Genomic DNA, 12,729 nt, shown 5'->3' on the forward strand with positions numbered 1-12,729 from the left:
GGATTTGCGTGTCATAAGTGGCCACTCGGCGCCCTAGAGCGCGAATTCGTCGATCAGGTCGTCGGTCGTCCATTCCCGTGGCGGCAGGACGTCGCGCAGCAGCCGTAGGAGCGCCGGGTTGGTGCTGTCGCTGCGCCAGGCCGCGTCCAGCTCCACCGGCCGCTCGCGGAACGCACCGATGGACCTGAACACGACCCCCTCCGGGTGCAACGTCGATGCCGATGCGGGCACCAGTGCGATGCCGATCCCAGAACGCACCAACACCAGCATCGTGTGCACCTGGGTGACGTACTGGACGTAGCGGGGGGTCGCGCCCGCGATGGTGAACGTGCTGATCAGCAGGTCGTTGAAGTACCTCGCCTGCACTGGCGAGTACATGATGACGTCCTGGCCGTCGAGGTCGTTGAGCGTCAACTGACGGGCCTGCGACGCCAACGGGTGTCCAGCAGGCAGCGCGGCGACGAGCTGCTCGTGCAACAGCGGCCTCGACACGATACCCGGCCGCTTCACCGGCGGACGCACCATGCCGAGGTCGATCTCCCCGGTCATCAGGCCCTCCAACTGCACGGCCGAAACCATCTCGCGCAGTTCCAGTTTCACGTCGGGCAGTTCTTCGCGGGCCCGCTCCAGCAGCCGCGGCAGAATCGCGTGCGCCGACGCCGCGGTGAAGCCAACCACGACCGTGCCGAGGTCACCCGCCGGTATGCGCTTGACGGTGATCGCCGCACCCTCGGCCAGCTGCAGGATCCTGCGGGCGTCCGGCAGGAAGGCCACCCCGGCAGGCGTCAGCGTCACCGATCGCGTCGTGCGGTCGATGAGATGCACGCCGAGTTCGGACTCCAGCTGCTGGATCTGCCGGGACAGTGGCGGCTGCGTCATGTGCAATCGTTCGGCGGCGCGACCGAAGTGGAGTTCCTCGGCGACGGCGATGAAGCACGACAGCCGGGCGAGCGAGAACACCGATGCACTCCTTGCATTACTACGGCCAACGTCGGCCGCAGTCGCGCATCAGTTTAGAACGGGGTGAATCACCAGCGCGGGCTGATCGCCCGAAAATCCGGGTCGACGCTCTGCATGTACCCCGTGTCGTCGCGGTCGCGGATCCCACACCGGACGTACTGCTCGTGCAGGGCGTCGAGCGCCTCGTCGTCGATCTCGATCCCCAGGCCGGGCGTGGTGGGCAACGCCACCGAGCCGTCGCGGATCGCCAGGACCCCGGGTTTCACGACATCCTCGGTCTTCCATGGCCAGTGCGTGTCACAGGCGTACGTGAGGTTCGGCGTGGCGCCTGCAAGATGCACCATGGCAGCCAGGCTGATGCCCAGATGCGAGTTCGAGTGCATGGACAGGCCCAGCCCGAACGTGTCGCAAATACCCGCCAAGAGCCGCGATCGCTGCAACCCGCCCCAGTAGTGATGGTCGGACAGCACGACCGACACGGAGTCCTTGGCGATCGCCGGCTTGAGCTGATCGAACGCCACCACGCACATGTTGGTGGCCAACGGCATCGGCGATTGCCGCGCCACCTCCGCCATCCCGTCGAGACCCGGCGTCGGATCCTCCAGATACTCGAGGACGCCAGCGAGCCCGGCCGCGACCTTGACTGACGTCTGAGGTGTCCACGCGGCGTTGGGATCCAACCGCAGCGGATGGTTCGGGAACGCCTCGTGAAGCGCCTCGATGGCCTTCATCTCCTCGTCGGGAGGGAACACTCCACCCTTGAGTTTGATTGCGGTGAAACCGTATTCGGCTATCATCCGCTTGGCCTGCGCGACGATGCCCGCGGGGTCGATGGCCTCACCCCAGCCGTCGGGTTGCGGCGAACCAAGCGACGGGGAAGACGGATGGGCGGCCCATTTGTAGAAGAGGTACGCGCTGAAGGGCACCGCGTCGCGGACCTTTCCGCCGAGCAGGTCGGAAACCGGCCTGCCGGTCGCGTGTCCCTGCACGTCGAGGCACGCGACCTCGAACGGCGAGAACACCTGGTCCACGGCGCTGGCCGTGGTGATCATCCCCGCCGTGCCCACCGCGGCGTCGTCACCCCGCAGCCGGTCGGCGATCACGGCGCGAATGGCGTTGAGCGCGAACACGTCCTGGCCGGCGATCGCGCCCGCAGCCGCCTGCAGACGCGCCAGGTGCCTGGTGTCGGCGTAGGTCTCCCCAAGACCGACCAGCCCCGCGTCGGTGTCCAGCTGGATGATCGCGCGCAGGGCGAACGGCTGGTGCACGCCGACGGTGTTGAGCAGCGGTGGGTCGACGAACGCGACCGGCGTGATGCGCGCGCCGGTGATCCGGATCGCGCCTGCGCTCATCGGGCTGCCCCGATCTTCGCGCACGCGCTCATTACCGCACCACTGCGAGTTCGGCGGCGATCACCGCGCGACCGGCCGCAATGATCTGCGTCAGCGCCTCGCGATCCTCGGGCGACGGCATGATCAGCGGTGGCCGAACCGGACCGACGTCGAGGCCTTCCAAGGTGACGCCCGCCTTGATCAGCGACACCGCGTAGCCGGGCACCGTGTCGCGCAGGCGGACCAGCGGGTGGAAGAACTCACGGAGCAGCGCGGCGACGAGCGCGTCGTCGCTTCGCTCGAGGGCCTCGTAGAACGCCAGCGCCAGCTCGGGAGCGAACGCGAAGGTTGCCGACGAGTAGAGCGGGACGCCGATGGCGCGGTACGCCTGCTGCGACACCTCCGCGGTTGGCAGGCCGTTGAAGAACTGGAACGGCTTGCCCGACGGCTCCAGCGCGTCGGTGACGGCCCGCACGATGCGGGCGACCATGTCGATGTCACCGGTGCCGTCCTTGAACCCGACCACGTTCGGAAGGTGCGCGACCTCGACGGCGGATGCCTCGGTATAGCGGGCGTTGCCGCGGTTGTAGACGATGACCGGAAGGTCGGTCACCCCGGCGACGGCGCGCGTGTAGTCGATGAGTCCGCGCTGGGGCATGGTCACGAGATACGGCGGAAGCAGCAGAATGCCGTCGGCGCCGGCCTCGGCAGCGGACCGCGCGAAGATCTTGGCCTGCGCCACGGAACCGCCTGCGCCTGCCCAGACCGGCACCCGGCCTGCCGTCGCCTCGACCGCGGTGCGGACGACGTCGGCGAACTCACCTGACTCCAGGGCATGGAACTCGCCTGTGCCGCAGGCGATGAAGACGCCGCCGGGGCCCGCGTCGACACCCTTGGCGACGTGTTCGGCGAGCTTGGCCAGGTCGACGTCACCGGACTCGGTGAAGGGGGTGACGGGGAAGAAAAGGACGCCGTCCAGCATTGTCGTTACTCCTTGATCGGTTCGGGGTTCAGGATTGCGAGAGGCGGCCGTCGATGCGACGCCACAACCCGTCTGGATTGCCGTCGGCGATTGCGTTGGGCAGCAATGCATTCGGTACGTCCTGGTAGCACACCGGCCGCAGGAAGCGTTCGATTGCGCGAGCCCCGACCGACGTGGTGCGCGAGTCGGAGGTCGCAGGGGACGGTCCACCGTGGACCATCGCGTGGCCGACCTCGACACCCGTTGGCCAGCCGTTGAAGAGGATGCGCCCGACCTTGAGTTCCAGGGTGGGGAGCAGCCGTGCGGCCGCGGGGTGGTCGGATTCGTCGGCGTGCAGCGTTGCGGTGAGTTGACCTTCGAGATCGGCTGCCACGGCAGCGAATTCGTCGGCATCCGCACATCGCACTATCAGGCTCGATGCGCCGAACACCTCGGCCTGCAACGCCTCCGAGGTGCGGAAGCTCGACGCGTCGGTACTGAACAGTGCGGCTCGGCATGCGGTTTCCGCATCCCCCGGCTCGCCACGGACGACGAGGTCGGCGTCCGCTTCGAGGGCATCGACGCCCTCCGCGTAGCTCCTGGCGATGGCAGGCGTCAGCATCGGCGTCGCGGGGGCCTGGCTCAGTGCTTCGCGCGCGGCGGCGACGAACGCGTCCAGACCGGGCCCGTCGACCGCGACGACCAAGCCGGGGTTCGTGCAGAACTGCCCTGAGCCCATCACCAGCGAACCGACGAAGGCGCGGCCGAGGTCGGCGCCCCGGCTGGCCAGTGCTCCGTCGAACAGGAACACCGGGTTGATCGAGCTCATCTCGGCGTACACGGGGATGGGCTCCTGGCGCGCCGCGGCGGCGGCAACCAGCGCCATTCCGCCGGAGCGTGATCCGGTGAATCCGACGGCCTTGATGCGCGGATCGGTGACCAGGGCCGTGCCGAGTTCACGGCCCGCCCCGAACAGCATGGAGAACGTCCCCGCGGGCAGACCGGAGGCGGCCACCGCTTCGGTGACGGCGCGGCCGACGAGTTCGGAGGTACCCGGGTGGGCGTCGTGCGCCTTGACCACGACGGGGCACCCCGCGGCCAGGGCCGATGCGGTGTCGCCGCCGGCCACGGAGAACGCGAGCGGGAAGTTGCTCGCACCGAACACCGCGACGGGTCCGAGCGGCACTTCACGTTGACGAATGTCGGCACGGGGCAGCGGCGCCCGGTCGGGTTGGGCGGGGTCGATGCGGGCGCCATTCCAGCTGCCCTCGCGCAACACCCCGGCGAACAACCTCAGCTGCCCAGCGGTGCGACCCACCTCGCCGGTGATGCGCTGCGGCGGCAGGCCGGTCTCGGCGGAGGCGCGGGCGACCAGCTGGTCGCGGATCGCCTCGATGTTGGCGGCGACCGCTTCGAGGAAGCAGGCCCGCTGCTCGGCGGTGGTGGCGCGGTACTCGGCGAACGCGGCGGCGGCCGCGGCACAGGCGGCGTCGACGTCGGACGCGTCGCCGTGACGGTAGGGCGGTTCGAGCTCGGTGTGCGCGGCGGGATCGAATCCTCGGATCTCGCTGCCGGTACCCGACGTGGGCTTGCCGGCGATGAACATCTGCCCGGTCAGGCCGTCGGTGGTGGTCTCGGTGGTGTATTCAGCCGTCCTCGTCACGCGGTCAACGCTAAGCCGACGATCAATACATGTCCAAGACCGATTAAGTACCGACTAATGCAGGACTTGAATTAGTCGGGGCGCCCGACCCTAGGCCGTGGCACGCCCCCGCAGCGCCAGCCGACGCAGCACGTCGTGACCAAGCCCCAGCAGGTCAAGACGCGGCGACGCGGCGATCAACGTGACCCCGTCGGCCACCCCCGCCGCCTCGATGTCCGAGATCAAACCCGTCAGCCCGTCGACCGTGCCCACATACCGCAGGGTGCCGTCGTCGGCGACCATCGAGTCGCGGGCAGAACGGAAGTCCGACGCCACCGCGACCGTGACGTCGAGGATCACCGCGACGTCGCGGTCGGATTGGATCCGGGCCCGGCTGCGCTGAGCACGCTGAAGGTCCGGCGCCGCCAGTCGGACGGTGGGCTGACCACCCGCCGTCAGCTCACTCCAGTTCTCTCCTGCACCATCCACCACGAAAAGACGCACGACCGCGAGGCTAGGCACGTGACTCGCCCGGGGCCACGGTTGCGATCACCCAGAATCATTCGGCATCACGGCCCAATCGTGACGATGCGCGCCGTGCGGCGGCACGGGGTGGACGGCGGAGGCTTAGTAGTTTGTACCCGTGACGACAGCCCCTCAGCCGGACATCCCCGCGCAGTACCTGCGGTCGTCGTCAGCACCTGAACCGCGGACCTTGATCGACATCCTGCACGCGACCGCCGCACGCCACCCCGATGCGCCCGCACTCGACGACGGCGACGTGCAGCTCACCTACGCCGAGCTGATCGCCGACGTCGAGGAGAGCGTCGCCTGGCTGGCCGCCCGCGGCATCGGCCGCGGCGACCGCATCGGCATCCGCATGCCGTCGGGCAGTTACGCGCTGTACGTGGCGATCCTGTCGGCGCTGGCCACCGGCGCCGCCTACGTGCCCGTGGACGCCGACGATCCGCAGGAGCGGGCGGACCTGGTGTTCGGCGAGGCCGGCGTCGTGGCGATCATCACGGATCTCGGCCTGGTCCGCGGGCCCGGCTCGTCGCGCGGATGGCGCGCCGGACCGCCGATGAACCGCGACGACGCGTGGATCATCTTCACCTCCGGGTCCACCGGTACGCCCAAGGGCGTCGCGGTGACCCACCGCAACGCCGCCGCCTTCGTGGACGCCGAAGCGGAGGTCTTCCTCAAGGACAGCCCGATCGGGCCCGGCGACCGCGTACTGGCCGGACTGTCCGTCGCCTTCGACGCGTCGTGCGAGGAGATGTGGCTCGCCTGGCGGTACGGAGCGTGCCTGGTCCCGGCCCCGCGGTCGCTGGTCCGCAGCGGGATGGACCTCGGCCCGTGGCTGGTGTCACGCGACATCACCGTGGTGTCGACGGTCCCGACGCTGGCGGCCCTGTGGCCCGCGGAGGCGCTCGAAGCGGTCCGCCTGCTGATCTTCGGCGGCGAGGCCTGTCCACCCGAACTCGCCGAGCGGCTCGCGGTCGAGGGTCGGGAGGTATGGAACACCTACGGCCCCACCGAGGCCACCGTCGTCGCCTGCCTGGCCCGGCTGGAGGGAAGGGGCCCGGTCAGCATCGGCCTTCCGCTACCCGGCTGGGACCTGGCCGTCGTCGACAAGGCGGGCAATCCGGTGGCCATCGGCGAGGTGGGCGAGCTGGTGATCGGCGGTGTCGGCCTGGCCCGCTACCTCGACCCGGACAAGGACGCCGAGAAGTACGCCGCGATGCCGACGTTGGCCTGGTCGCGCGCGTACCGCAGCGGCGACCTCGTCCGCCTCGAATCCGACGGCCTCTACGTCCAGGGCCGCGCCGACGACCAGGTCAAGGTCGGCGGCAGGCGCATTGAGCTCGGCGAGGTCGACTCGGCCCTCGTGCACCTTCCCGGTGTCAGCGGCGGCGCGGCGGCCGTGCGGCGCACCGCCAGCGGCACGCCGCTGCTGGTCGGCTACATCGCCAGCGCCGATCCGAACTTCGACCTGGCGGCCGCCCGGGTGGCCCTGGCCGAGTCGCTGCCCGCGGCGCTCGTTCCCCGGCTGGTGCTGCTGGACGAACTGCCGACCAGGACGTCGGGCAAGGTCGACCGCAACGCCCTTCCATGGCCGGTCGAAGGCTCCGCCGACGACGCCCCTGACCTCGGCGGCACCACCGGCTGGCTGGCAGGCCTCTGGCGCGACATCCTGGCCTCCCCCGTCGCCGGGCCAGAAGAGGACTTCTTCGCCCTTGGCGGCGGATCACTGTCCGCGGCACAGCTGGTGGCCGCCCTGCGGGCGCGCTACCCCGAGGTGACGGTCGCCGACCTCTACGACCATCCCCGGTTGGGTTCGCTCGCCGGCTACCTCGACGAACTCGACCCGCCACGGGAGGTCGAGACGCGCATCGTGAAGCCGGTGTCCCGGCTGACCGAGCTCGCTCAAGTGGCGCTCTCGCTGCCCCTCGCAGCGCTGGCGGGCATGCAGTGGGTGGTGTGGCTCGCGTTGCTGAACAACGTTGCCGCCGAACTGACCCCGCTGCCATGGACGGCGACGGTCAACTGGTGGTTGCTGCTGGCCGGCTTCCTCGTCTTCGTCAGTCCGATCGGCCGAATGGGCATCGCGGTACTCGGTGCGCGGATGCTGATCGGCGCCCTGCAACCGGGCACCTACCGCCGCGGCGGCACCGTCCACCTGCGGGTCTGGCTCGCCGAACGCCTCGGTGAGGCCAGCGGAGCCGAAAACCTGGCGGGCGCACCATGGTTGGTCTACTACGCACGCGCCCTCGGCAACAGGGTCGGCGCGGGCGTCGACCTGCACTCGTCGCCACCAGTCACCGGCATGCTGACGCTCGGCCATCGCTGCTCGATCGAACCGGAAGTCGACCTCACCGGGCACTGGATCGACGGCGACCTCTTCCACGTCGGTGAGATCACCGTCGGCAACGACGCCACCGTCGGTGCTCGCACCACCCTGTTCCCCGGCGCTGCCATCGGCAAGAACGCGGACATCGCACCGGGTTCCGGCGTGATCGGCAAGGTGAAGGCGGGCCAGTACTGGAAGGGCTCGCCCGCCGCCAAGTCCGGCAAGGCGCGCCATCCTTGGCCCGACGAACGACCGCCGCGCGCCGCCATCTGGGTGGTGATGTTCGGCGTGACGTCGATCCTGCTTGGAGCAGTGCCGTTGCTGGCGCTCGGCGCGGGCCTGGCCGTCATCGGCCGGGCGGTCCGTGACAGCGGCACGCTCGCCGAGGCGATCCCGCTCGCCGCGGCGTGGACGCCGGTCGCCACCCTCGTCGCCGTCATCGTCTATGCGGCGGTGACCGTGCTCGGCGTACGCGTGCTCTCGCTGGGCCTGCGCGAGGGCTACCACCCGGTGCGCAGCCGGGTTGGCTGGCAGTTGTGGGCCACCGAACGCCTGATGGACGCCGCCCGCAACTACCTGTTCCCGATCTACGCCAGCCTGCTGACACCGAGCTGGATGCGGTTGCTAGGGGCCAAGATCGGCCGCGGCACCGAGATCTCCACCACGCTGATGACGCCAAAGTTCACCGTCGTGGAGGACGGCGCGTTCCTGGCCGACGACACGATGGTCGCCTCCTACGAACTGGGCGGCGGCTGGATCCACGTCGCCACGGCGACCATCGGCAAGCGCGCCTTCCTCGGCAACTCGGGCATCACGCAACCGGGTCGGCGGGTGCCCAACGACGGTCTCGTCGCGGTGCTGAGCGCGACGCCGCACAAGGCCAAGGCAGGGTCGTCGTGGCTGGGCAGCCCGCCGATCCGCCTGCGCAGACAACCCACCGCCGCCGACGCGCTGCGCACGTTCCACCCGTCGCGCAAGCTCAAGTTCCTGCGCGGCCTCGTCGAAACCTGCCGCCTGATCCCCCTGGTCGTCACCTTCGCCATCGGCGTCGCGGTACTGGGCGGATTGCAAGCGCTGGCAACGGAATTCGGTTGGCTGTGGGCGTCGTTGGCGGCAGGCCCGGTACTGCTGCTCGCGGGTGCCGTGGCAGGCACCATCGCGGTGGTCGCGAAGTGGGTGTGGGTCGGACGCATCGCGGCCGTCGAGCACCCGCTGTGGTCGTCGTTCGTATGGCGCAACGAGGTGTCCGACACCTTCGTCGAGACCGTGGCCGCACCATGGTTCGCCCGCGCCGCCAGTGGCACGCCAGTGATGAACCTTTGGCTGCGCGCCCTCGGGGCGAAGATCGGCCGCGGCGTCTGGTGCGAAACCTACTGGCTACCCGAGGCCGACCTCGTCACCGTCGGCAAGGGAGCCACCGTCAGCCGCGGCTGCGTCGTCCAGACCCACCTCTTCCACGACCGCATCATGCGCCTGGACACCGTCACCATCGAGGAGGGGGCGACGCTCGGACCACACTGCGTCGCGCTGCCCGCCGCCAAGATCGGTGCCGGCGCCACCGTCGGGCCTGCATCGCTGGTGATGCGGGGCGACGAGGTACCCGCGTCGACGCGCTGGCAGGGCAACCCCATCGCCCCGTGGGGCGCCAAGCGCAAGAAGCGCGGCGGTGCGGGAGCGAAGAAGTCCGGGGCAAGTGCCGCGTGACGCGTTTCAAGAAGGCGACGAAGGGCACTCCTCCCGTCATCGACCCCTACCTGCCCGGCAACGGCAACTTCGGCTACCGCGTCTCGCGTTACGAGTTGGACGTCGAGTACAAGGTCAACATCAATCGGCTCGCAGGCACGGCCAGCATCACGGCCGTCACGCTCGCATCACTGAAGACGTTCAGCCTGGACCTGTCCGAAGCCCTTGCGGTGTCCAAGGTTTCGGTGAACGGGCACCGGCCCGCCAACTTCGGGCGGTCCCGCGGCAAGCTGAACATCACGCTCTCGTCGACCCTGCCCGCAGGCGCTGCGCTGAAGATCACCGTGCGTTATGCGGGCACCCCAAAACCCATTCGATCCCTTTGGGGCGAAGTGGGATTCGAGGAACTCACCAGCGGTGCGCTGGTGGCGGGGCAACCCAACGGTGCGGCGTCGTGGTTCCCGTGCGACGACCATCCCAGCAGCAAGGCCAGCTACCGCGTGGCCATCACCTGCGAGAATCCCTACCGCGCCGTCGCCAACGGCGAACTGGTGTCACGGCGCACCAGGGCGGCGATGACGACGTGGACCTACGAGCAACCCGAGCCGACGTCGACGTACCTCGTCACGCTCCAGATCGGCCAATACGAGCAGCATCGAATGACGAAGTCCCCGGTCGTGATGAATGCCGTACTGCCACAACGGTTGCGGCGCAACTTCGACCACGACTTCGGCCGCCAACCGCAGATGATGAAGCTATTCGTCAAACTGTTCGGACCCTATCCGCTGTCCAACGGCTACACCGTCGTCGTCACCGACGACGACTTGGAGATACCCCTTGAAGCCCAAGGAATTTCGATATTCGGCGCCAACCACTGCGACGGGGAGCGCACGGCGGAGCGACTGATCGCCCACGAGCTGGCGCACCAGTGGTTCGGCAACTCGGTCACCGCGCGGCGCTGGCGCGACATCTGGCTGCACGAGGGCTTCGCCTGCTACGCCGAATGGCTGTGGTCCGAGGACTCGGGCGGACGAACCGCCGACGAGATGGCCAAGCACTACCACCACCGGCTACGGAACTCGCCGCAGAATCTGCTGCTGTCGGACCCCGGACCCCGCGACATGTTCGACGACAGGGTCTACAAGCGCGGCGCCCTGACGTTGCACGCGCTGCGCGGCGTGATCGGCGACGACGCCTTCTTCAAGCTGCTGAGGGACTGGACCAAGCGGCACCGGCACGCCACGGCCGTCACCGACGACTTCACGGGCTTGGCCGCGAACTACGCCGACGAGTCGCTACGTTCACTCTGGCAGGCGTGGCTGTACTCGACGGCCGTCCCCGACCTGTGACCGACGGCGCCGTGACAGTCCCGACCAGCCCTGCCGGCGGCCCCGTCACCAGAAGCAGCGTCGTCAGGGTCGGTGTCGCAACCGTGGTGAGCGCCCTCTGCGGGTATGCGGTGCTCTACCTCGCGGCCCGTGACCTTGAGCCCGCCGGGTTCTCCGTGTTCGCGGTGTTCTGGGGCGCCTTCGGACTTCTGGCTGGCGCGGCCAACGGGCTACTGCAGGAGTCGACGCGCGAAGTACGTCAGACCGCGCAGACGCCGCAGCGCCCGCTCGCCGGTGGCCCCCTGATCCACCCGATCCGGGTCGCCATCTTGGTGGGGGTGTTCGCCGCGGCGGCCGTCGCAGGCACGGCGCCGCTGTGGTCGGGGCACGTCTTCGTCGAGGAACGGTGGCTCAGCGTCGGCCTGCTCGGCGTTGGCATCGCCGGGTTCTGCATGCACGCGACGCTGCTCGGGGTGCTGGCCGGGGTCAACGGGTGGAGCCAGTACGGCGCGCTGATCATGGGCGACGCGATCGGCCGAGTGTCGGTGGCAACCGTGACGTTCCTCGTCGGCTGGGGTCTTGGCGGCTACCTGTGGGCGACGGTGGCCGGCTCGTGCGCGTGGCTGGTACTGCTGCTGGCCTCCCCGACGTCGAGGGCCGCGGTGCGACTGCCCACCCCCGGCACCGTTCTCACGTTCCTGCGGGGCGCCTCGCACTCGATCGCCGCGGCAGGCGCCAGCGCGATCCTCGTCATGGGCTTTCCCGTCCTGCTCAAGGCGACCTCTTCCGACCTCGGCGCGGCAGGCGGCGTCGTCATCCTCGCGGTGACGCTGACGCGGGCACCGCTGCTGGTTCCGCTGACCGCCATGCAGGGCAATCTCATCGCCCACTTCGTCGACCAACGGAGCAGGCGGATCCGGGCGCTGGCGGTACCCGTGACCGCGCTCGCCGGACTCGGTGCCGCCGCGGTGCTCGTCGCCGGACTCCTCGGCCCGTGGCTGCTGCGCACCGCATTCGGGCCCGACTACCAGGCCGGTGGAGCGCTGCTGGCATGGTTCACCGCTGCCGCGGTGATGATCGCCCTGCTGACGCTGACCGGTGCCGCCACCGTCGCGGCCGCCCTGCACCGCGCGTACGCCGCCGGCTGGATCGGCGCCACCCTCGCGTCCACCCTGCTGCTGCTGCTCCCGCTGCCGCTGGAGACGCGCACCGTGGTGGCGCTGCTGTGCGGCCCGCTGGTCGGCATCGCCGTGCACCTGGTCGCTCTTGCCAGAGTTCCTCAACGGTGATCGGGTAGCTTGATCGGCATCGAGACGCCAGACATGCGAGGCAATCCCCACCAGGACGCGTGGATCATCATCCCGGCCTTCAACGAGGCGAGCGTCATCTCCGACGTCGTCGCCGACGTCCTCGTGGTCTTCGATCACGTGGTGTGCGTCGACGACGGCAGCCGCGACGACACCGGGGACCGGGCGCTGGCTGCGGGCGCGCACGTCGTCCGGCATCCCGTCAACCTCGGCCAAGGCGCCGCCATTCAGACCGGCGTCGAATACGCCCGCAGCAGAACGGGATCCGCGGTCTTCTCAACGTTCGACGCCGACGGCCAGCATCGCGTGAAGGACGTCATCCGGATGATCGACCGGCTCACCGCCGAGGATCTCGACATCATCGTCGGAACCCGGTTCGGCGGCGACCGCGCACCCGAGGCGATGCCGTGGCTGCGACGGCTGCTGTTCCCGATCATCGCCAAGCTCAGCCCCGCCAGCCGGCGGCTCGGCCTCACCGACGCGCACAACGGGTTGCGCGTGTTCAACCGGACCGTGGCCGACGGCCTCAACCTCACGATGAACGGAATGAGCCACGCCAGCGAGTTCATCGCGCTGATCGTCGAGAACGACTGGAAGGTCGGCGAGGAGCCCGTCGAGATCCTCTACACCGAGTACTCGATGTCGAAGGGACAGCCGCTGGTCAAC

General features: G+C 69.4%; 9 protein-coding genes. 4 read left to right on the top strand and 5 right to left on the bottom strand.

Going from position 1 to position 12,729, the window contains the following annotated elements; genetic code table 11:
- Positions 1–33 precede the first annotated feature (33 nt).
- From ABW137_RS14280 to ABW137_RS14300, 5 genes are all read right to left on the bottom strand, one after another.
- On the bottom strand, positions 34–960 hold the full coding sequence (locus ABW137_RS14280) for a LysR substrate-binding domain-containing protein (protein ID WP_526400975.1): 927 nt from the start codon (positions 958–960) through the stop codon (positions 34–36).
- A gap of 68 nt (positions 961–1,028) precedes the next feature.
- On the bottom strand, positions 1,029–2,312 hold the full coding sequence (locus ABW137_RS14285; RefSeq protein ID WP_526400989.1) for a glucarate dehydratase family protein: 1,284 nt from the start codon (positions 2,310–2,312) through the stop codon (positions 1,029–1,031).
- Positions 2,313–2,343: 31 nt separating this feature from the next.
- The gene (locus tag ABW137_RS14290; protein ID WP_526400977.1) at positions 2,344–3,273 is read right to left on the bottom strand and encodes a 5-dehydro-4-deoxyglucarate dehydratase; all 930 of its coding nucleotides are present in this window, start codon (positions 3,271–3,273) and stop codon (positions 2,344–2,346) included.
- Positions 3,274–3,301: 28 nt separating this feature from the next.
- On the bottom strand, positions 3,302–4,858 hold the full coding sequence (locus ABW137_RS14295) for an aldehyde dehydrogenase (NADP(+)) (protein ID WP_526400991.1): 1,557 nt from the start codon (positions 4,856–4,858) through the stop codon (positions 3,302–3,304).
- A gap of 147 nt (positions 4,859–5,005) precedes the next feature.
- A complete protein-coding gene (locus tag ABW137_RS14300) occupies positions 5,006–5,398 on the bottom strand; it encodes a hypothetical protein (RefSeq protein WP_526400979.1) in 393 nt (130 codons plus the stop codon).
- A 139-nt stretch (positions 5,399–5,537) separates the two neighbouring features.
- On the opposite strand from ABW137_RS14300, the gene ABW137_RS14305 reads away from it, so the two are divergent.
- The 4 genes from ABW137_RS14305 to ppgS form a co-directional block, all read left to right on the top strand.
- Positions 5,538–9,449, top strand: a complete 3,912-nt coding sequence (locus tag ABW137_RS14305; RefSeq protein WP_526400981.1) for a Pls/PosA family non-ribosomal peptide synthetase — start codon at positions 5,538–5,540, stop codon at positions 9,447–9,449.
- Positions 9,446–10,777: a M1 family metallopeptidase gene (locus ABW137_RS14310; protein ID WP_526400983.1), complete on the top strand. Its 1,332-nt coding sequence runs from the start codon at positions 9,446–9,448 to the stop codon at positions 10,775–10,777. The genes ABW137_RS14305 and ABW137_RS14310 overlap by 4 nt, the downstream gene beginning before the upstream one ends.
- A gap of 11 nt (positions 10,778–10,788) precedes the next feature.
- Positions 10,789–12,045, top strand: a complete 1,257-nt coding sequence (locus ABW137_RS14315) for a hypothetical protein (protein WP_526400985.1) — start codon at positions 10,789–10,791, stop codon at positions 12,043–12,045.
- 33 nt (positions 12,046–12,078) lie between these two features.
- Positions 12,079–12,729, top strand: a 651-nt coding sequence (ppgS, locus tag ABW137_RS14320) for a polyprenyl-phospho-N-acetylgalactosaminyl synthase PpgS (protein ID WP_526400987.1), incomplete at its 3' end; no start/stop codon positions are given.

This window comes from Mycobacterium sp. (genome assembly GCF_040509115.1).
Lineage (GTDB): Bacteria > Actinomycetota > Actinomycetes > Mycobacteriales > Mycobacteriaceae > Mycobacterium.

What these genes read in the sequence shown, in the direction of transcription:
- ABW137_RS14290 (WP_526400977.1), bottom strand. Translation starts at nt 3,273, where the DNA reads ATGCTGGACGGCGTCCTTTTCTTCCCCGTCACCCCCTTCACCGAGTCC.
- ABW137_RS14295 (WP_526400991.1), bottom strand. Translation starts at nt 4,858, where the DNA reads ATGTTCATCGCCGGCAAGCCCACGTCGGGTACCGGCAGCGAGATCCGA.
- ABW137_RS14285 (WP_526400989.1), bottom strand. Translation starts at nt 2,312, where the DNA reads ATGAGCGCAGGCGCGATCCGGATCACCGGCGCGCGCATCACGCCGGTC.